11 protein-coding genes are annotated in these 22947 nt (G+C 34.5%); 2 read left to right on the forward strand and 9 right to left on the reverse strand.

The window, feature by feature from the left end; translation table 11 throughout:
- Nucleotides 1–12: 12 nt before the first annotated feature.
- Nucleotides 13–1326 carry a T9SS type A sorting domain-containing protein gene (locus H611_RS0112280; RefSeq protein WP_027138656.1) on the reverse strand — a complete coding sequence of 438 codons (1314 nt, stop codon included), beginning with the start codon at nucleotides 1324–1326 and terminating at the stop codon, nucleotides 13–15.
- A gap of 303 nt (nucleotides 1327–1629) precedes the next feature.
- Between H611_RS0112280 and H611_RS0112285 the strand changes: the two genes are divergently transcribed.
- Complete coding sequence (locus H611_RS0112285; protein ID WP_027138657.1) at nucleotides 1630–3183, forward strand: sulfatase family protein; 1554 nt, start codon at nucleotides 1630–1632, stop codon at nucleotides 3181–3183.
- Nucleotides 3184–3325: 142 nt separating this feature from the next.
- Nucleotides 3326–7294, forward strand: a complete 3969-nt coding sequence (locus H611_RS0112290) for a hybrid sensor histidine kinase/response regulator transcription factor (protein WP_027138658.1) — start codon at nucleotides 3326–3328, stop codon at nucleotides 7292–7294.
- 15 nt (nucleotides 7295–7309) lie between these two features.
- Here H611_RS0112290 and H611_RS0112295 read toward each other — a convergent pair whose 3' ends face one another.
- From H611_RS0112295 to H611_RS0112330, 8 genes are all read right to left on the reverse strand, one after another.
- Nucleotides 7310–9127 (reverse strand): alpha-1,3-galactosidase-related protein, encoded by a 1818-nt coding sequence (locus tag H611_RS0112295; RefSeq protein WP_035483827.1) that lies wholly within the window; start codon nucleotides 9125–9127, stop codon nucleotides 7310–7312.
- A 238-nt stretch (nucleotides 9128–9365) separates the two neighbouring features.
- Nucleotides 9366–10655 carry a sialate O-acetylesterase gene (locus H611_RS0112300; RefSeq protein WP_169516000.1) on the reverse strand — a complete coding sequence of 430 codons (1290 nt, stop codon included), beginning with the start codon at nucleotides 10653–10655 and terminating at the stop codon, nucleotides 9366–9368.
- Between the two features lie 421 nt (nucleotides 10656–11076).
- Complete coding sequence (locus H611_RS0112305) at nucleotides 11077–12528, reverse strand: sulfatase-like hydrolase/transferase (RefSeq protein WP_027138661.1); 1452 nt, start codon at nucleotides 12526–12528, stop codon at nucleotides 11077–11079.
- Between the two features lie 64 nt (nucleotides 12529–12592).
- Complete coding sequence (locus tag H611_RS0112310) at nucleotides 12593–14347, reverse strand: hypothetical protein (protein ID WP_157515084.1); 1755 nt, start codon at nucleotides 14345–14347, stop codon at nucleotides 12593–12595.
- 326 nt (nucleotides 14348–14673) lie between these two features.
- Complete coding sequence (locus H611_RS0112315) at nucleotides 14674–16005, reverse strand: sulfatase (RefSeq protein WP_027138663.1); 1332 nt, start codon at nucleotides 16003–16005, stop codon at nucleotides 14674–14676.
- Between the two features lie 90 nt (nucleotides 16006–16095).
- Nucleotides 16096–17739, reverse strand: coding sequence for a RagB/SusD family nutrient uptake outer membrane protein (locus tag H611_RS0112320; protein ID WP_027138664.1), 1644 nt, complete (start codon nucleotides 17737–17739; stop codon nucleotides 16096–16098).
- Between the two features lie 11 nt (nucleotides 17740–17750).
- On the reverse strand, nucleotides 17751–20867 hold the full coding sequence (locus tag H611_RS0112325) for a SusC/RagA family TonB-linked outer membrane protein (protein WP_035483830.1): 3117 nt from the start codon (nucleotides 20865–20867) through the stop codon (nucleotides 17751–17753).
- Between the two features lie 33 nt (nucleotides 20868–20900).
- Nucleotides 20901–22787 (reverse strand): right-handed parallel beta-helix repeat-containing protein, encoded by a 1887-nt coding sequence (locus H611_RS0112330; protein ID WP_027138666.1) that lies wholly within the window; start codon nucleotides 22785–22787, stop codon nucleotides 20901–20903.
- Nucleotides 22788–22947 lie beyond the last annotated feature (160 nt).

Below are 22947 nucleotides of genomic sequence, written 5' to 3' on the forward strand. Positions count from 1 at the left end.
ATAACTTGTATATTATTGCTTTATAAACTTTTCTACTTTTAGGTTATCAAAAACAATAAAGTAAATTCCTTTGGATAGAGTGTTTATTTTGATTTGTGTTTGATTTTTGGATTCATTTTCGCGAATTATTTTACCATTGATATCAAAAATTTTTACATCTTCCTGAGGTTTGCTGAATGTAAGTTTTTCGGTTGTTACGGATGGATATGAAATTCTTTTATCCGCTTTCTGTTCAAAATCATTAGTAGATAAGGAACTTTCATAAACCAGATATCCACTAGAATTAAGTGCAACTGGTCCAGTACCGCCAACTATATTAATCTGTGACAACTGCGTTGAGGTAAGACCATTACTGTCTGTCCCAAATCTAATAATACCTTCTGTAAAATTTGTAATATTTAATGTTCCAGCGTTCCAATCTGCTGCCGATGTATCAGCAAATGCAAGTTCTACAACACTTCCATCTATATCTAAATTAAGAGTTCCATTTGCAGTGCCTCCACTGAATGAAATAAAGCCCATGTTGTTCTGATTATTGTCAACATTGAATGTAAAAGTGTTAGAGCCGTTTATAGAGATATTACCCTGAAACACATTTGCTCCATTTACTTCAATGGAACCATTAATAGCATTAATCTGTATTTTTCTGCCACTTGGTAAGAATACATTGTTATCTGCTGAATTTACAATGACTGAGGCATTTTGTCCAACCCAAACAAAATCTCCTTCATAACCCGTATTATCAGAAGTGGCACCAAAAGTACTAATGGTATTGCCATTAAATCGGAGAGCGCTGGTACCAGCAAGAGATCCATTAAAACTGAAGTTATTATTAGAGCCATTTCTTGCCTCTAATGGTGTGTTTAGCGTTAAAAGAGAACCATCTGCAAAAATGATGGAATTGCCGCTTCCATTTGCATTTCTCATTAAAGTATTACTTATACCGGCTGTAGTAGAATTATTGATAGTGACATTGCCTTTAAATACGATACTAATATCATTACCTGAAACGTTTTCTATACCATAAACGGCATTAGCATTTGGGTCTAAAGTTAATGTGCTTGCGCCCGCAACAGGAGCGTCTCCTCCTGAAGTATTAAAGGTTGTTTGTATCTTTTTAATTGTAACATCTAAATCAACTTGAGACTCTACTATTAAAGGTAAGCGAACTATACCTGTATTCGTAGTATTTGGGACTTCCCCGAGAGACCAATTTGCAGAGTTAGACCATAGAGCATCTCCTCCGTTATTGGTAAAGTCGTTATTTTGTGCAAAACCTAAAAGCACGCTTAGTGTTAATAAAAATGATAAGTAAAAATTTTTCATAGTTTAAATGGTTTAGTTCGTAAATTAAAATGATTAAATAAGTGATGTGTTTTGGTTGAAATGATTGCATCACTAGTCTTTCTCAAATTTACAGTTCATTTAATTCTTATATAGTTTACTATGTAACAAAGGAGTGACGGAATGTAACATTTGATTGATTTTTGATGAAATTCATTTTTTGATTATCTAAAATTTAATAGTTTAGATAGATGTGTAAGTTTAAAAATACCACGTGTATTTCTAACAAGTATTTATACAAAATATGAGGTGTTTATAATAATTTGAACCAAATAATTAATAGCGATGAGAATAAGCATGTTTTTTTTAATTATACTAATTACAGTTTCTTGTAACTCAATACAGAAAAAGGAAAATACGAAGGTCACGATTTCGTCTTCAAAGCCAAACGTTATAGTTATATATTTAGATGATCTTGGCTATGGCGATGTAAGTTGTTATAACGCAACCGAATTGGAAACACCAAATATGGATGCGTTAGCAAATGGAGGAATTAGGTTTACCAACGCTTATGCATCGTCCGCAACTTGTACTCCAAGTAGATATGCCTTGCTCACTGGTATTTATCCATGGCGAAACAAAAAGGCAAAAATTTTACCTGGAACCGCTCCTTTATTAATTGATACACTACAAATAACATTACCAAAATTATTTAAAAAAGAAGGTTATGATACTGCTATTATTGGAAAATGGCATCTGGGGTTAGGAACAGGTGTAATAAACTGGAATGAGCATATTTCACCAGGTCCAAATGAAGTTGGCTTTGATGATTCTTACATTCTTGCTGCCACTCAAGACCGAGTACCAACGGTTTATATTCAAAATGGTGATGTTGTTGGTTTAGATAACGATGATCCAATTGAAGTTAATTATTTTGAAAATTTTAAAAACGAACCCACAGCCATAACTCATCCGGAGATGTTAACTATGAAATGGCACCATGGACATAATAACAGTATTGTTAATGGGATACCTCGAATAGGTTATATGAAAGGTGGAGAATCGGCAAAATGGAGTGATGTAGATATGGCAGATCACTTTTTAGATAAAGTTAAGGCTTATGTGAAGTCTCATAAAGAAAAACCGTTTTTCTTGTACTATGCAATGCAACAGCCTCATGTCCCTAGAACACCACACCCCAGATTTATTGGGAAATCTGGTATGGGCCCAAGAGGTGATGTGATTTTAGAAGCAGATTGGTGTATAGGTGAATTTGTAAAGACATTGAAGAAGGAAGGTTTGTTAGAGAATACCCTAATAATACTTTCAAGTGATAATGGACCAGTGCTTAATGATGGTTATTTTGATGATGCTGTTGAGAAGTTAGGAAATCATAATCCATCAGGAGGTCTTAGAGGTGGTAAATACAGTATTTTTGAGGCTGGAACCAGAGTACCGTTTATAACATATTGGGAAGGTAGAATTGAACCTATGGTTTCGGATGCTGTTATCTGTCAAATAGATTTACTTGCATCATTAGCAAGTCTATTAAATACAGAAGTAAATGATACGGATAGCAAGGATCTATTATCGGCTCTTACGGGTAATTCTGAAAAGGGTAGAGATCATTTAATTTTAGAGGCCACGGGTAAAACGGCATTGAGAAGTGGAGACTGGGTATATATTCCTGCCTATGAAGGAACAAATTACAGAGAAGAAGTAGGTATTGAAGTTGGAAATTTTCCATTCGAACAATTATATAATATTTCAGATGATGCGGGTCAAAATAACAATCTAGCACAATCTAATCCTGAAAAGCTTTTTGAGATGAAAGCGCTTTTTGAAAAATTAAGAGGTAAAGATTATAATAGGGGTGTTAAAGAAGTAAAATTTCAATAGGTGAATAATATTTTTTCGATGAGCGAAATAGATAAAATATTTCGTTCTGTACAGTTTTAGAAATGTGTTAGTTATGTGAGAATGCAATGAATTATCTATTAAAAATAATTATCTTCTAAATTAGAATTTTAAAACCGACTTAATGATAAGCTATATAAAATTGGAAAAATTAGTTGTATGTCTATATGTTTTAATTATAGTTAATATAATTTGCAACTCATTATATTCACAAGAACTCTATTTTAAAAATTTAACAGTTGAGGATGGTTTAACACAAAATGATGTCAACTCCATATTACAAGATAGTTATGGTTTTATGTGGGTCGGAACTTATGATGGTTTAAATCGTTATGATGGAAGAAACATAGAAACTTTTAGAAGGGAAACGGCTAATTTATCAAGCATTCCCGATAATCGTATCACAGCACTTTTTGAGGATCATAATAAACGATTGTGGATTGGAACCGAATCTGGTTTTTTATCCTATTATTCTCTTTTAAAAGATCAATTCATAAGAGTTAAATCACCAGATAATAATCGAGGAAGTATATTTAATTTTCTTCAGGCAAGCGATGATGCCTTATATGCGATAACATCTACAGGAATACTTAAATTAATTGATAGTGAAGAACCAGAATTTGAGTATATGCCTAGTGTTAAAAATTATCATTTTAGGGATGCTGTTCAACTGCCAGAAGGAGACATTTTATTCGTTGGAAATAATGGGATTTTCCAATATAAAAATGATAAATTCAGTAAACTACCTGTTCCAGAAGGTCTCACATTTACAAGTGTAATATACTCCGGTAAAACAGTTATTGCAGGGGGTAGGAAAGGACTATTTACAATAGAGAACTTTAATAGAGTGGTTAAATTTGATGGATATATAATTCCCGAAGCATCCATAATTTCCATGACCAAAGATGGGGAAGGAAATATTTGGGTTGGGACTCATAACCATGGTTTGTTAAAATTAGATAGTTCATTGAACTATGTAAGACAAATTACAAGTTCTAGAACCAATCCAAGGAGTTTGTTGAGTAACACCGTTTTGAAATTATACCTTGACAGATTTAATAATTTGTGGGTAGGAAACAGACATGGACTTTGTTATACTAATATTCGTAACTCAGGGTTTAATTCTATTGATTTACAAAATATAGGAAGTCTCAATGTTAGATCAATGGCTGTAGAAGAATCAAATCTTATCCTTGGAATTAGTAATGAGGGGCTATTTAATTATGATTTGAAAAATCATCTTCTAAAGGAAATAAATGGTTTAGATATCAATTTTGTAAATCAAATTATAAAAATTGATGACGTTTTATATATATGTTCCGATAAAGGGCTTCAGGTATTAAAGAAGGACAATACACTAGAACATGTTTTTAAAAATTTAAATGAACCTAGGAATATCAGATGTATTACAAAAGATAATAATGGGAGGTTTTTTATAGGTACGACAGAAGGAATACTTTTAAAAGAACGTAATTCCGTAAATTGGATATGGGAAATTTTTCCTTCACTTGAAAACTTTAGTCAGTATCATATATTTAGAATGTTTTTTGATTCTCATTCTAATCAATTGCTAATTGGTACTATTTCAAAAGGGTTAAAGGTCCTGAATATAGAAGCTGATGGTCGTTTGGTTAGAGATAATAGGGAGGTTTTAAGAGATGTCAAGGGGCAGATTATAGACCATACGTCTATTTGGTGTTTTCATCGCTCAAAAGATAATACGATTTGGATTGGAACCGATGTCGGTCTCTTTAAGAGAAAAGTGAATTCCGAATTTTTTCAACAAATAGAAGTAGAGGGGGTAAGGGATAAAAAAATTATGAGCATTGCGGAAGATTCGGATCAAAATCTTTGGCTTAGCAATTCGCATGGTTTGATTAATTTTAATCCTACTACCAATAATGTAAAAATATATACGTCTGATGATGGTCTTTTATCTTCAAGTATGACCGAAGCATCTGGATATTATGAAGACTATATATTATTTGGCACAACTAATGGAGTGAATTATGTTAATCCACTTGAAATCTCGGTCGATCCTAATCACCCTAAATTGTTGTTGTCAAATTTTAAGATTAATAATAAATTGGTGAATCCAGGTGTCGAAACGTCTGGATCAATAATCTTAACGAAAAATATAAATGATACAGATTATTTGAGGTTAAACCACCAACAGAATGACTTGTCTATAGAACTTAGCGCGACAAATTATTCAAAAATTGCAAGAAATAACTTCCGGTATCGCTTAGATGGACACCATGATTATTGGGTTTATACCTCTTCAAATCCTGTAATTTCTTATTCTAACCTTGACCCAGGTAGCTATGTTTTGGAGGTTCAGGTCGAGGATAATGAAGGGAACTGGAATAATAATAGTATTGCACTTCCAATATCAATTATACCATCACCTTGGAAGACTACTTTTGCTTATGTAGTTTATATAATCATCATTTGTCTCGTTATTTTGGGGTTCATTTACTTTTGGTTTCAAAAGCAAAAATTAGATCATCAAATTGAGTTAGATAAAATTAAGATCAGTCAAGATAAACAACTTCGAGAAAAGCAACTTAGATTTTTTGTTGATGTAGGTCATGAATTTAAAACACCACTATCACTAATTTTAGCTCCATTTAATGATTTGATGAATCAAGTGCTAAGTAAGGAACAAAAACAAATGTGTCTTGAAATCGTATCTCGTAATATACAGCGGATGAATTTCCTTGTTAATCAATTAATTGATTTTGGAAAAATATCGGAAGGTGTAAACCTTGTTCAGGTAACTAAAAAGGATCTTAGAAAGTCTATAATAGAATACACGAAAACATTTCAATGGCAAGTTCAACATGAAGAAATAGATCTTAGATTAAATCTTGATAAATGTGAAGGCTATTTTGATCGAAGCGTATTGGAAAAAGGATTTTACAACATCTTGTCGAATGCATTTAAATATACGCCAACAGGAGGCATTATAGATATTACCCTTAAAGTTGAAGAGGAAAATAGCATTGAGTATGCCATCATAACTGTTAGTGATAGTGGTCCAGGGGTACCTGACGCGAAAAAGGAACTCATTTTTGAACGTTTTTATCATGGAAAGGATCGCTCCTCGTCTGGAATAGGATTGCATTTAGCACAAAGCCTCATAAAAGCCCATGGTGGCAATATATATGTTGAAGATAGTGAGTTAGGTGGTACCAAATTTAAGATTGTATTACCCATATCGAGGAGTTTCTATTCTGATAACAAAGTTGTTCGTGTGAATAAAGATTCTCTGAATGATCAATATCAAGAAAATTTTGATGAAGAGGTGATTGATAAGGAAGAGACTATTCTAATTGTGGAAGATGACCACGAGCTTAGAAATTATCTGAAAATAAGTCTTCAAAACGAGTATTCTATTATTGAAGCAAACAATGGAGAACAAGGTTTAGAGATGGCTCATAAAAATCTTCCTGATATTATAATCAGTGATATAATGATGCCGATTATGGACGGAATTGATATGTGCGAAAAACTAAAATCAAATAGGGACACTTCTCATATACCTTTATTATTTTTGACCGCAAAAACAGAAATTATTTATCAAAGAAAAGGGCTTGAAGCAGGGGCTTGGGATTTTATAACTAAGCCATTTGATTCTGAAGTTTTACGTAGAAAAGTGGTTAATATTCTTGAGACTAGAAATAAATTCAAAACCTATCTCTTGAACCAGAATATTAACTTAGATATAAAGTCCTATTATACTTCTTACGATCAAAAACTTATAAAAAATATAAATCAGGTAGTTGAGAGCAATCTTGACAACCCTAACTTTACAGTTAGCAATCTGGCAGAAGAAGTTGGTCTTAGCAGAATGCATTTACATCGTAAGTTAAAAACTTTGGTTGGTGAAACTGGAAAAAGTTTTATAACTCAGGTAAAGATAAAATATGCTGTATCCATGTTTGACAACGGATGTGACCGTGTACAGGAGGCTATGAATGCCGTTGGAATTACAAATTATAGTAATTTTAATAACAATTTTAAGAAACTCATGGGAGTTACCGCAACAGAATACATAGCTAGATTAAAGGAAAATAGTAGCTCTATGTAATAAGTCTTAAACCCTCTATTGTTTTTTATAATTAAATCCTTTATTGGGTCCAACTGTTAAGGTTGAACTACTTCGTTCATCGGCTTTAATAGCTATTTCACAATTACCTTCATAAGTATTGCCTTGAATTACCGTATTTTGGCAATTAGTTAAATCTATAAGTGGCGTGTTTGGATAAAGCTCTTCTGCTTTGAAAGTTTTCTTGATTGTATTGTTTTTAATGACCAGACCTTCAACTCTGTCTGCGCTAACAATCCTGTTTCCGAAGGTTTGGATGGTATTATTTTCAAAATGAATATTGCGGTCGTATATGACTGAGGAATCAAATGTCTTGCTAAGTCGGGGTGTGATATTTAGAACAGAATGTTCTGATCCACTATAGGCACAGTATTCGAAAGTGTTATTTTTAATTATGACATCATTTACAGCCCCAGATTCAAACCAGAAGAATGTCTCGCCTCGAAAAAAGATGGATGACATCATAGATGAAAAGTGATTGTTTTCAATTACAGTTTTTAAAGGTGTTTTTAGAACCACATTTCTGGCTCGATGATTTCTTATGGTACAACCTCGCATAGTAAATTCCGGATTCCAGGTCTTGTTTTCTAAAATATCACCGGAATTAAGGCCTTCTGGAAGGTCAGATTCAAAACTAATTTCAATAAATGTATCGTTTATATATTTTACTTTATTAACAACCCTTGTTTCACTGCGCTGAGGCGATGGTTGTTTAATAAACCAAACCTCCTCTCCCTGAGCTGCAAATTCAAATCCACGTTGCTCGAAATGCATTAACTTAATCCTAAGGGTCTTTTCGTCAAGTACTTCGTCGACCTCGACATAAGTACCATGAACGTTGGTTCCATCATCTAGCATATTCTCGAACCTACAGTTTTCTATTATAATAGATCCTTTACAATTACAAAAATGGGTCGCATCCGCTGTTGTAGATATGACGCGGTTTGTCCCTTCTCGGAGATAAATTCCACAATCAGTCAATTTTATGTTTTCAGAGCGCTCGAAAAGAAAACCCATACCCAATGCATGATGTATAACAATGCCATCGAGAGTTATATTTGAAGAGGTTTTAAAATCGAATGCAGGGGCATAGCGGTCATGCTCACGGTCTCCTTTTGAACTCAGTAAAGAACCAATAGGTGGGTAATATCGAAGGTGTTCATGAAATCTTAAATTTCCATTTTGTAATTTTTCCACCCATCGTGGTTTACTGTGAATATCCCAAGCTCCATGTACAGGCCTTTTTTCTAAAGCATCAAAAGCTAAGGTGCTTCCAGGATAGGTATAGCTGAAACCATCAACGTTTGGAAATTCGAGTTGTCCTTGTTTAATCTGCCAGGAAAAACCATCTTCAAATGGCTTAATATCTCGCCAGCCCTCTTCTTTATTGATGGCGACAACTTCACCTAGAAAAGTAAACGGGATATCCCAATCAATTGCCAGGTTACTTACATTAATACGCTCGCAACCTTCAAAAAGAAAAGGCATAGCTTGACCATGAAAAATGAATTCTGCCCCGTTACCCTCTATAGTGACTGTTCTAAATTTATTGAAATTAAAGATAATTCGCTTATACCCATTTCCATGATTTGTAATTTCCAGAAACTTACCTGCTGCATAATCAGGCATGAATCTGTAAACTCCTTTCTCAAAGATCAGGTGAATGTCTTCAGTTTTAGTGTTATCTAGTATTTGATGTATTTGCGGAGTCATATCTCCATCGACTGGTTTTATAATGACTGGATCAGATGTTTTGGCTATACTCCAATTAACTGACATGGTTATTATTGCTATAATTACTGGGAACTTAATCATCTTATAATTTATCTTAATTAAAGTATTATTTACTTATTACTATGTTTTCTTTTTAAGTTAAAATTTATCATTATGTAAAGTTACGAGCATAGAATTTTAATTAGATAGGACCTATGTAACTATTTCCTTCATATTTGTAACATTTACAATATTTGTAAGTGTAATATAACCTATACTAAATATATTTTCATTTGACTTAATTATTTATTGTCTATAGTACGACTTCAATGCGCCTTTATTACTCCCAATTGTCGGTTCTGAACGGAGAAGCAGGAAGTCCGTTAGTGTTAAATAAAGTTCCCTCAGGGCAATTCTTAAATCCATAGCGAACCGCTATAGGTTGTTTAACTTGCTTTGAAAATACTGTAACCGTTCCATCATTGTTTATTTCAGCTATTGCTGGATAAAAGACTCTATCAAACCCTGCTACCTCAAAGCCAGTTAAACTATTACCAAAACTGGATAGGCCATTCTCGCTATAATCAAAGTATAGTATGACTTTACCATTTTTAGCCTTTGTCATTTTTTTATACAAAGGTCCTGAATAGCTAATGCCTTCGATATTATAGTCTTTGGCGAGTGCCCAATATGCAAGTCTTTCACCCACTGTCCGTTTGTCGGGTGGGTGGATCATCTCACAGTCACCTATGTCCATGGTAACGGCCATTCCCGTATTTGGCACTTTTTGCAAGGTTTTTAGTTGTGATTCTCTAAGCAGTGCTCCGACAGGTATTTTCGATTCTTTTCCAAATGGGGCTATCTGAACAAAGTAGAAAGGTAATCTACCTTGTCCCCATTGGGTTCGCCACTGATTAATCATAGCAGGGAACAAGCTGGCATATTCTTTTGCATTTGGCCTGTTTCCCTCTCCCTGATACCAAATAAAACCTCTAATTGTGAACCCTTGGAGGGGATGTATCATACCATTGTAAATAAAAAACGGTGAACGTTGAGGTTTTGCTACTGGAATTTCTTTCTCAATTTTAATATTTTTAAATTTTAAGATAGTTTCTTCATCCATCCAAGCTTCAATTTTAGAAGCTCCCCACGCCGCGCAAATTAATCCAATAGGAACATTTAATGTGTCATTTAGCGTTTTTCCAAAAAAATAAGAAACTGCACTAAAATCTTTTACTGTTTGTGGTTGTGTAACGACCCATTTGCCGGAAACATCATTTAATGGAGTAAGGCTGGCCTTTCTCGCTACATTAAATAGTCGTATGTTTTTGTTGTTGGCATTTGCTATTGCTTCTTTACTTCCAGTAATTGGTTGATTAGCATAGCCTCTTAAAGGCATCTCCATATTTGATTGCCCAGAACAAAACCATACTTCGCCGATTAAAACATTTTTTAATACGATTTTTTGGCTTCCTTCTATAGTGAGAGTATATGGCCCACCTGCTTGGGGTGTTGCTATTTTTACATTCCAATTACCTTCTTTATCTGTATTGGTAGCCAAACTTTTGTTCCAGCTACAAGTAATTAATACCCTACTGTTGGGCACGTCTTTTCCCCAAATAGAAGACATTGAATTTTGTTGAAGTACCATGTTGTCCCCAAAAAAAGATGGAAGCTGCAATTGTGAGAACGATATTGTTGTATACAATATCAAGACTAATGATATTAATGTTTTACCCATGATTAAGTCATATTTTTTCTATTAGATAATTACTACTTTATCTGACGTATTTTATTTGTATTTCAGCGTTTTTCTATATTTCGGTTCCTATAAATATACTACTAGATCATTAAGTTTATACTCTACTCATGTACGGATGAAACAAACAGGTCATAGAGTAATAAAAGGAAACTCTAAAAAGGGGCTTTTTTTAATTTAAATAATTTTATCTATTAATATAAAAATGGTGTTTACTAATTAATAATAGGCGTTTAAGTTTTTATTTATGAATAAATTCTCTGTGTTATTAAAGTTTATCAGTTGAACCAATTTATTTAGGCAATGGTTTAGGTAAATCTTTAGTGAGTTGTTTATAGAGTTTTGAAAGCTCATCTCTTTTTGAATTTAACTTTTGAGATAAATCCCTAGATTCACTTATATCATTCTGAATATCATAAAGTTCTCCCTTATTTGGCTTTGGTGATTTCATATTCTTTTTATCTTTATAGACCCATTTATAATTTCCTTGTCGTATCGACCAAAAATTTCTGTCGGCTCTTCTGAAGAACAGGGATGAATGAGCCTGGCCTTTCTTTTTTCCTGTTAAATAAGGGATTATATTAACGCCATCTATTATTCTATCATCTGGAGTCTGGGCTCCAGACAGAGCAATCGTGGTGCTAAAAATATCCATAGAAGAAACAATTAGCTCATTATTAATAGCGGGCTTTAGTACCCCAGGCCAACTCATTACAAATGGAACGCGTATCCCCCCATCATATACACTTCCTTTTCCATTTCTCAAAGGAAGGTTAACACCACCCAAGTCGTTCGGTCTGGCTAGTGCCGCACCATTATCACTTAAATAAAAAATAAGTGTGTTCTCTCTTAAATTATTCTTTTCTAGTGTGTCTAAAATTTTTCCAACACCATCATCTGCGGCAAGAAGCATAGAGATATAGCATAATCTCAAGATATCAGGATCAAGGTCTTTTATTAAAAATTTACCAAAACTATACCGATTACCATTCCATTTTTTGGTCTCTTTTTTCATTCTCTCATAAATGGGAGCCCATTCGGGACGCTCAGAAACAACTCGTTCTACCAGCTGGCGAGTTGTTAAAAAAGGAGAGTGTGGTGCATTATATGCAATATAAGCAAAGAAGGCTTCATTCTTATTTTTTTCAATAAAAGTTATCGCCTCATCGGTATATGCATCGGTAATGTACCTCCCATTTTCTCCGGGAGATCTCTTTCCATTTAACCAACAAGGAGGATCAGGTACGACCCTCATAAAATAGTCCTTATTTTTTATCAAGTCTCCATAGTAATAATCAAATCCTCTATCAAGGGGTGTCGTTCCAGGTTCTCTGCCAATATGCCATTTGCCAAAAGCTCCGGAAATATAACCTTCGGATGCAATAGCTCTTGGAATAATGAGTTCTGTTGAGTCAATATATCTGTCATTATCTTCAACACCAAATCTACTTGAGCTTCTTCCCGTAAGTAAAGAGGCACGGGAAGGACTGCAGGTAGAGAAAGCTACATAACCATTTTTGAAAATAACACCTGATTTTGCAAGTCTATCCAGATTAGGAGTTAGAACCTGAGTAGATGCTGGTAAATTTTGAAATCCCACATCAGCATAACCTTGATCATCTGTAATAATTACTACAACATTAGGTTTCTCTCTAGAATTTTGGGCAATTATCTTGTTTATAATTCCGAATAGGAAGCAGATTAAAATAGATAATTTGAAGGTTGTGATTATGTGCTTTTTCATCTATGTGAGTTTTTTTTATTTGAAATTCATGTCTTACTGGTTTGGTGAAATCAGAATAGTATAGTTAAGTTTTCAATAGGAACAGAGCGTCTAAAGCAGAAACTTTCACGGACGTATTATCTTTAATTTTAAGGTCTTTTTTGTTTTCTAAAGAAGTATCTAGTTTTTTGTAATTCAGCTCTTTTGAAACAACTTGATTGAGGTCGATATTTATTGATTCAAATGATGGGTTTACAACCACAAGTCCATTTTCAAATTCTCTTGAAATAAGGCAAGGCGAATTAAAGATCTGTAAATTCCGTATAGCAAATGCACCTTGTTCTTCTACCTCTAAAATAATTTTGAGATCAGAACCACTAACATTTCTAAAATAAAACATCAGCGGAGTGTATCCATTAACGCCCATAAATCCTGCAAGATTATTATATAATAGGTGGCCTCTCATAGGCTCTATGGGATATTCGGGAAGCCCTTCTATTTTTATGTTGATTTTTCTTGGAACCAAACTACCGTTTTCGATATCAGCCAGACCGTCTATATCCTTAGCTTCAAACAAAATAAGAAGGTCTCCCGAAGCAACCTTAAGTTCAGGTCCGGGAATAGTCATCGCTTCACGTTGGTTCTCTGAAGATCCTTTAATGATTAATTGCTTGTTTTCTGTAAAGGTCACTTTTTCCTTTAAATCAAACTTTTCAACCAATTTATAGTCCATTGTTAATCCTTTTCCCTTTAACATATCTTCTTGCCCATCCAATATATATTTCATGGGCCCTAAGGGTTGGCCTAACCAATTGGGTTGGTTCAGCCTGCCCCCAAGTATTTCTGGTATAACCAAGTTCGGTGATGGTGAGTAGCTCACTCCAAGACAACTGCTCAAGCCTAATCCCATTCGTCTCAATTGGGTGGCAATCTTTTGATCTTCTGGGTTTCTAAGCTTTGAGGTAATGTAGCTAAATTTATATTTAGTTGAATTGTGCAGATTCCAGTATGTGTGCTGATTAATTGTTCTTGAAATTTGTCTGTAACCGTCATTCCATCTGCAGAGCCCTTCGGTCTCCATACCGTTTAAAATACCCACGGCCTTTTGCATATTATCATTCCAGCCGTCAGCGGTAATAATAAATTCCGGACCAAAAGTATTGCGTATTTTTTGTAGAAATTGGATATCACCTTCCCGCCAAATATTCTTTCCTTTTTTGTACCCATTATCGATTATACCATCGTTATCACAATCCCATGTGCTGTGTTTTACTTCGAAATAATTTACGTCGAACCCAATACCGTTTATTTTTTCCAATACACCGCCTTTTCCAAACCAGTCTTTCATTTCATCAACAAAAACATCCGCAGCAGATTGACCATTTTTATCTTTGGGGCAAGAGGAGGATAAATTATAGTAATACATCAGATTTCCAGCCCAAATATCCCCGGCAATTGGGGCGATGTAAGTATTATTATGACTAAAATCCCGGGGTTCGCTTCCGTATTGTCCTCTCTTTATTTCAATTTGATTTGTCTCATGATTAATGTTTATAATTGAGGCAAATTCATATTGATCCCAGATTCGATTTCCATTTTCATCTAGTTTCACTAATAGTATGTCATGAGGCTTAAAGTCAATACCTATATCCTTCCCATGTACCGTATAAGCTTTTAAAGAAAAAGGAGATGCGTCATTCAAAATAATTTTATTTTGATTCTTGCTGATATTGTGCATAGGGATACTGCCTTTTTCATATACCCAGTGCCCTGGAAAATATAATTTGAAAGTAGCCTCGTCATTGACCGATCTGCCTTCTCCATTTAAATGAACGAGCATCAATTTTTTTGCGTGTTTCTGTGCATATGTATTGGCTCTTTCCGCAGCATTTTTGGGCATATCGACTTCTTCTTGTAGGTACTTTTTTGTAATTCCATCATAATGAAGATGTCTTTTTTCCCAGGTGTCGTACGGTGCTGTTAACAGCCATTTATCACTGCGAAATGAAAGGGTGTGGGGATACCCAGCTTTAAATACTTGTTTTTCTTCCAAACTTCTTTGTGCTACAGCAGTATTTAGGCTCAAAAGTGTTAGAATCAGAGAGAATAAATTAATAATCCTATGCATTTTAAATTACAGTAATTTATAGATTAACATTTTTATTATTAATAAACCGGAACGGCACACTTTTCCCATTTATTGAGTTTTCTTTTCAATCTTTTTTCGATGGAAAAACCTTTTCCAATCAGATTCTTTTTCTCAGAAATATCATCAACCACATTGAACAATTTATATTTACCGCTTCTATATTTAATAAGTTTCCAATCTTCAAATATTATGGCTGCATACTGGTCTTCATAACTTCGATAAAAAAACAAATCTCTGGATTTAAGTTTTTCACCGCTCATTTCGGGTAGGAGACTTTTCCCCTGAATTTCGCGAGACTTATATGTTTTGTTGGAGGCTATTTCAGCGAGTGTAGGGAATACATCTATAGTTTGAATAGGGGTGTTAGATTCTGATCCAGGTGTGGTCACACCTGGATAGTACACCAAAAATGGAACTCTGGATCCTCCTTCCCCTAGAGTATTACCACCAATTTTACCGCCTGATAAGGGAGCGTTGCTATAATAGCCTCCCTGATCGGAGAAAAGTAATATTATAGTGTTTTTATCAATTCCTTTAGACTTTAGAGCAGCTCTGACAGATCCTACCGACTCATCCATACTTGCGACCATAGAGGCATAAATGGCTTCTTTTTCATTATAGCCTTTTTCTAGGAACTTATTAATAAAATCTTTTCTGCCAACATGCGGAGAGTGCACATTATAGTACCATAAGGACATCATAAAGGGGGCTGGGCGATCATATTCATTAATAAAATCAACGGCTTTGTTAGTTAATACATCTGTTAGATATTCATCCGTATAATTTTCCAAGAGCTCATCCTTAAAGAAGTCTGGATAATAATTTTTTGGATGTCCCCAATTACCTGTTCCGAACATATCGTCGAAACCTTGATAAATAGGGTAGTAAGGTTCATGACCTAAATGCCATTTACCAATAAACATATTGAAATAGCCTTGTTCTTTCAATAGCTCGGCATAAGTAACTTCGTTAAGTGGAAGCCAATTTATAGACGGCATTTTAGCAGGGTCATTTTTCCAATAATTATATTTCTCATCATTAGTGCCATCTTTGTTTTTGTGTTCGATATGACGGGGCATTTCTAAGCGAATAGCTTCTTTGCCTGTTAGTAAACTGGCCCTACTAGGACTGCATGTAGGTGTAGGGATATATGCTCTGACAAATTCCATTCCATCTTTTTTTAATTGATCGATATTGGGCGTGTAAAATTGATTATTTCTGTATCCGACATCTGACCAGCCCCAATCGTCTACGAATAGAATTACAATATTAGGTTTAGACTGTGCCGAAAGATGTTGTGTCAGAAAGAAATTAAATATAATAATAGGAACGAATAGATGCGTCTTCATTTCAATTTGTGAAAAAACGAAAAGAGCTAGGTGAGATTTGATAAACAAATCCAACATAGCCCTTTTTGTTAATTAATAAATAATTATTTTTTAGTAACCTGGGTTTTGCTCAAGATTTGTATTTAAATCAATTTGTTGTAATGGAATTGGAAACCATACCATCTCCGAATTCCAATTTTGCTTTAATAAGGTTACATCTGAATTATAGAATCCATTATTCGGATCAAGTGAATTTATTGTCTCATCGTACATGTTAAAACGAGCCAGATCTATTCTGCGCCAAATCTCAAAACAAAGTTCTCTAGATCTTTCTTCCATTAATTCTGTAACAAAATCTGAATTAAAATATGCTGTATTCAGATTATCCACAGTCGCCGGAGCGATTACCGAACGCTCTCGTAATTTTGTCAGGACAGCTCTAGCCCCTGGCTCATCACCAGTAAAATACAAAGCCTCGGCTTGAAGTAAAAGAATATCTCCTAATCTTAAAAGAGGAAAAGACAGACCAGTTGCCCAAGGGGCAAAAGTTTTTTGAGAAGGGTCTATCATACGGTATTTACCTACACTCATCATCCCTGAACCTGATCCTGGTAGAGATCTGGGTTGATAATATCTAATGCCGTCAATTTCCAAAACGTCAAGAACATTTGGATTTCCTCCTAAATTCCCTGATACATTATGGCTGAATCTAAAATCATTAGCGTTATACAAGTCGTATAATTCTCCTGTTGGACGAGTCCAACCTGAGCCTCCCCCGACTGTTCTAGCATTTCCTTGAGGGATAAAGTTATTAACGACAATTGTAATAACTTGTTGGGAGGCATCTGATGATCCCTCAGCTGACAACATAACCTCTTCGTATTGAGCTGTTTTGGTTGATGCTCTGAAAAGACGGTCGTAATTTGGAGTTAGTATATACCCACTATTATCTACAATATCTTCAGATATTGTTACTGCACTGCTATAATGGGCGTTTGCATCAACCCAATCAAAACTATTAGGAGCATAACCAAAATCACTAAGCCCATTAGTTTTCATACTGGCTAAGTAAGTGTGAACCTTTACTAAAAATCCAGCTGCTGTCCATTTATTAACACTTGTAGCTAAAGGTCCTCTATCCAGAAGATTTTCGTAAGCAAATTCATAATCGGAAATGATTTGCGAGTACACTTCCTGTACAGGTTGTCTTCCTTTCAAAGGGTCTTCATCCGTTCTTGTGTAGATAGGGATGGCGCCGTGCATCATGGAAAGCATCATATGAAAAAAGCCTCTTAAAAGTTTAGCTTCTCCTTCTATTTGTGCTTTTCGAGTACCGGGAAAATCGTTATCTGGTATATTTTGCAAGTTTTCAAGAAGACTATTAGCTCGGCCTACACCTGCGTATAGAAAAAACCAAGCATTATTGATTTCAGGGTCTTGACTAGTGAAAGCTCCTGTTCCAAAATTTGCACCTCTTCTGTTTGCGAATCGTGCAGGAACAACGCCTTCACCTGTTCCTCCAACTAACATTTCAAATAGATCTCTTCTAAATGAGGAAGCATTACCGGCATTCTGTATACTTCCTGCTGTAAGCGTATTGTAAACACCTATTAGTGCTATTTCCGCATCTTTAGCAGATTTATAAAAGTTTTCAGGTGCTGTAAATGAATATGGCGTTGGTTCTAATGAATAATCACAAGATACCGTTGCAAAAATCAGTATAAAAAATAATAGATTTTTAATATAATTTTTCATAGTTGTAATTTTTAAAATGTTGCTTTAAGACTAAAGGTGAAATTTCTGGCTCTTGGGTAAGCTATTCGGTCTAGTCCAGAAAGCAATGGATTATTAAAGTTGACCTCAGGATCCCATCCGGTATATTTAGTCCAAGTACCTAAATTATTTCCAATAAGATTAAATTTTAGAGAATTAATCCCTATTTTTTTAATGATATCGCTAGGAAGGCTATAACCAATAGAAAGAGTTCTTAGTCTAAGATAAGAGCCATCTTCTACATAATAAGAAGAAGCAATTTGTTGGTCGATTGAACTATAAGCTGGATATTTATTGCTTGGGTTCTCAGGAGTCCATGCATTATCGAAATAGTCGTTTGTAACATTCATCCAAGGGCTAACCCCGTTAATCCTAACTTTAGAAGCGTTATAAAGGTCATTCCCATAGGACCATTGGAAAAACACTGAAAGATCCCAATTTTTATAGGAGAACGTATTGTTTATACCTCCAAAATGTAAAGGGTTACTATTACCAATAACTTTTCTGTCATCATCATTAACAAAACCATCACCATTAATATCTTCATACTTCATTCTACCAGGAAGTGCTGTTCCTGAGTAAATTGGTAACTCTTCTTTTAAAACATAATTTCTGTCTTCATGTGGAATGTTAGGATCGCTATTGTTATCCCATGTAAAATCGTCTATTTGATAAATCCCGTCAAATGAATACCCGTACATAGTTCCTATTGGCTGACCGACGATGACTCTACCAACATTAGTTTGCCACCCTCCAAATGTAGTTACGGGGATAAATTCAGCATCTCCTAAAGATTTCACCTCATTTCGATTGAAGGAGATATTAAAATCTGTTCTCCATGAAAAATCATTTCGGTTGATATTATATGAAGTAAGTTGTAACTCAACGCCATTATTATCAATGCGCCCTATGTTTTGCCATTGTGAGTTGAATCCACTCTGAGATGGAATAGGAGCATTAAGTAAAAGATCTGTAGTTATTTTTTGGTAAACATCTGCATTTAAGGTTAAACGCCCTTCTAAAAATCCTACATCAATTCCTGCATTAAATTGCTTAGTAACCTCCCATTTTAAATCCGGATTGGGTAGTAGAGAGGGAGCAAGACCAAATATTAGGTTGTTATTGCTAGCGTAGAAAGCAGGGTCTAATTGAGCAAGATAGGTATATGGTGGTATACGCTCATTACCTGTTGCTCCATAACTTAATCTAAGTTTTAAATTAGAAATTGGTTTGACTTCTTCCATAAATGCCTCATCAGATATTTTCCATCCAATTGCGGCAGAAGGAAAGTACCCCCATCTTTTTCCATCTCCAAACTTATCAGAGCCATCTGCTCTTACACTTCCTGTAATAATGTATCTATCAAATAGTGTATAATTCACTCTTGCAAGAAACGAGAGTCTGTTGGTGCTCCATCTTTGAGTAGAATAAGTACTTACGGAGGTTCCCGTACTTATATTATTAACACCTGTCGTTTGATTTTCAAAACCAATAACTTCGTTTTCAAAATCTTCGAAATTATAATGAAAATTCTCAAAAGCTCCCATAGCATCAATTTTATGGATCTTATTAAAAGAATTGTTATAGTGCAACTGAGAAGAGTGGTTATATGAGTAAGTGTTTACTTCTTTTACTCTAGCCCGGCCATTCTGAAGACGCCCCCATGAAGTTTCAGAGCTGTAAAATTCCTTAACTTTGGAATGGCTAATATTTGCTCCAATAAAGGCTGTATATCTTAAATGATTTGTGATTTTGAAATCTAGATTAAAATTGGTTATTCCTCTTAATATGTTGGTTTCTTTGTCTGATTCTTCAATTAATGTTAGAGGACTAAGATAAGCGTCATCGGCTAAGTCTACATCCGATGTTCTAATTTCCCAGGGATTTCCCATTACCAATTGCTGAGTGACACCAGTAAAACTGGTTGGTCCCCCATTATTAGCTATTCCACTAAGAATGGAATTAGATATATTGGAATTAAAACCAAGTTTTAGCCTTTTACTCACCTCACTATTAAGCCTTAATCTTATATTAAATTGATCATAATCATTGTTTACAACAATACCTTCCTGACTTAGGTAACCCAATCCTGCGGAAAAATTTGTTTTTTTATTTCCTCCTCTAAGAGACAACTGATGTTGTTGGGTTAAAGCTGTTCTTAAACCCTCTTTCTGCCAATCGTATGAATTTAATTCGTCAAAATTTCTAGGGGTTTCGAATACCCCATCGTTATCCGTATCTTGATTTAGGAATTGGGTGTTACCTATTTGTTGCTGATATAATAAGTAGCGCTGTGCTGATAATACAGGCATTCTTTTAATAGCATTTGAAATACCTATGTTATAGGTGTAATCTACATTGGTACGCCCGTCTGATCCTGTTTTTGTTGTAATAATAACCACGCCGTTTGCCCCTCTTGAACCATATATAGCCGTTGCAGAAGCATCTTTCAATACTTCAATAGATTCTATATCTGCAGGATTGATACCCGTTAAGGGGTTTATACGTGCCTGCGAAGAGCCGGTAGTTGCCACCTCATCGTAGTTTACATCAATTTGAACACCGTCTATTACAAAAAGTGGGGATGAACTACCATTTATCGATGTCTGTCCTCTAACGGTTATGTCAGTTCCACCGCCGGGTTGCCCTGAATCTGAAGAAATCTGTACACCAGCCATTCGGCCTTGCATTGCTGAAAAAACATCTGTAGTTTGTGATTCCATAAGAGTTTCAGATTTTACACCAGTTAGAGAGCCGGTTAAATCACTCCTCTTTTGTGTTCCATACCCAATAATAACAACTTCGTCTAGCCTCCCAATATCTACTTTTAAATTGATTTGTAAATTTGGTTGAGCTTTAACCTCCACTGTTTGATAACCTGTATAAGATATTCTTAAAAGAACATCCTGACTCTCTACGGATAGTTTAAATAATCCATTTATATCGGTTATGGTTCCATTGGAAGTTCCTTTAACCAGCACTGTTGCGCCTAAAAGAGGAGTGTCTGTTTCAATATCTTTTACAATACCTCTTACTTCCATTTGCGCTATGGCATCATTGGCTGCAGTTAACGCAAAAAGCATAAAAAATAATAATAGTTTTATTCTCATAATTTAAGTTTTAATTAGTTTAGATAGTTAATTTTAGTTTAGATTAGTTTCTACTGAAAGATTTAAATACTCTCCGGTTAATAATTTATATGTATTGTCTTTAAGGGTTACGTTTTTACAATGGTTAATTTTTATATTGGGTTCATCAGGAAAGATGGGACTGTAGGCATCTGTTTGAATTACTCTATTTGATTTGAATATTAAACCATCTACTGATTCCGCTTTTAAAATAGGCGAATCAAAAGTGTAAAAATCATTGTTGCTGATTATAATATCTTTATGATAATAACCTTCAACTTGACTTTTATTTAAGTGTTGTTCAGGATCTATTAGTATGATAGCTTGTTTATTTCCTCCATGTAAATTATTTACAAATTGGTTGTTTTCAATTATAAGACTGTCACATGGGCCGGATTCATTCCATAATTTTAAATCACCTGACATTCGCATAGCTGCCATCTGGGATGAGATATAATTATTACGAACTTCAACTTTTCTAGAGGTTGAAATAAGGAACCCTCTCGCTCTATTATTTCTAACTGTGTTGTTTTCAATTATTGCGGAAGCATGCCATGAAATGTTGTCAATACCATCATACTCTTCAGCAATTTCCCTAATAGATTTATTAAAACTTAGAACCGAAACTTTTTCGTTAATCCGTTTTACGTCTTCTATGATTAAAATTTCGGATTTAGGAAGCAGGGAATTCTTATCTACAATTCGTATACTGTCTCCTTTGGCACCAAAAAAATAATCTTTTTGATGAGGGTGATACGTTTCATAAGCAATTTGGTTATCATTTATAATTTTTTTTACTCTTGCATATGTTCCATGTATATTGGTGGCATCATCCAACATATTTTCGAATGTGCAATTCTTAATTGTAATTAGACCTTTACAGTTGCAAAAATGAGTGGCATCGGCAATGGTGGTTATCAAACGATTACTGTCTTCTCTTAAAACAACGTTGAAGCTATCAAGAGTAATGTCACTAGATCTTTCTGCTATTAGACCCATAGCCCCTGAGTGATGCACATTAATATTCTTGAATAGCAGGTCTTTTGATTTGAATACTCTAAAACCTGGACATTCTCGATTGTTAAGATATTCTCCTTTTGAAATGAAAACCGATCCTATTGGAGGTACCATTTTATATTTAGAAGTGAGGCGTACTACGCTATCATTTAATGCTTTTGCCGGAAAGAAAAAACTGTTATCAAATCCACTATATAAGCCATGTTTGTAAATTGGGGCTCTTGTTGATCTATCCCAAATAATATTTTGCCCAAGTCTCTGGTGATATTTTTCCTGTTTGGCATATCTATGACCAAATTCTTCTTCATATGGAGAGTTCTCTCTTTCTAAGGTTAAATAAATACGATTATCTTCTACTAAAAAAGGAGTTTCTATTTTAACATCAAAAGTCTTGTTTACAGGGTTGTTTTCGAGAATTGTACCTTGAGTAAAAAATGGCATATCCCAATCTATACTTAGATCTGAAACGGTTATGTTATTACTGTCTTCAATTATAAAAGGCAACATTTTACCATGAAATATGAAATCTGAGCCACCTCCATCAATATGAAAATTGTTAAAGTTAAAAAGAGGGAAAGGAGTTCTTTTTAAGCCATTGTCGTTATTTGTTATAGCTGTATAAAAATCTGGAGCGTAGGTAGGATAAAAGTGGTAAGTTCCTTTTGGAAACTTAATGCCTGCATGTCCCTTGGATTTGCATTCCTCTAGAGCTTGCGCAATTATGGGGGTAAGGTCTTTTATTTGTGAAATTTGAGCCTCATCTAAAACATAATAGGTAGGGGTGTTGATTTCTGAATCTTTAAAAATAGATGTTAAGTCGAATAATATTATAGCACTTGCAAAAGCGATTGACACGATGATGAGAAAAAATATTTTTTTAGTCATTGGATGTTAACTTAAATTAAGTAGTTGTTATCATCTAATTTAAATTAAAATTCGGCTTAAATGTGAGGCAGTCGTAACATAAATTGTGAAATGTTACAAAATATCATCTAAGTGTTACAAAGTTCAATAATGGGAGTTTTTTAATTTTCCCAGGTAGAAT

The sequence above is a fragment of the Gaetbulibacter saemankumensis DSM 17032 genome, from assembly GCF_000425645.1.
GTDB lineage: Bacteria > Bacteroidota > Bacteroidia > Flavobacteriales > Flavobacteriaceae > Gaetbulibacter > Gaetbulibacter saemankumensis.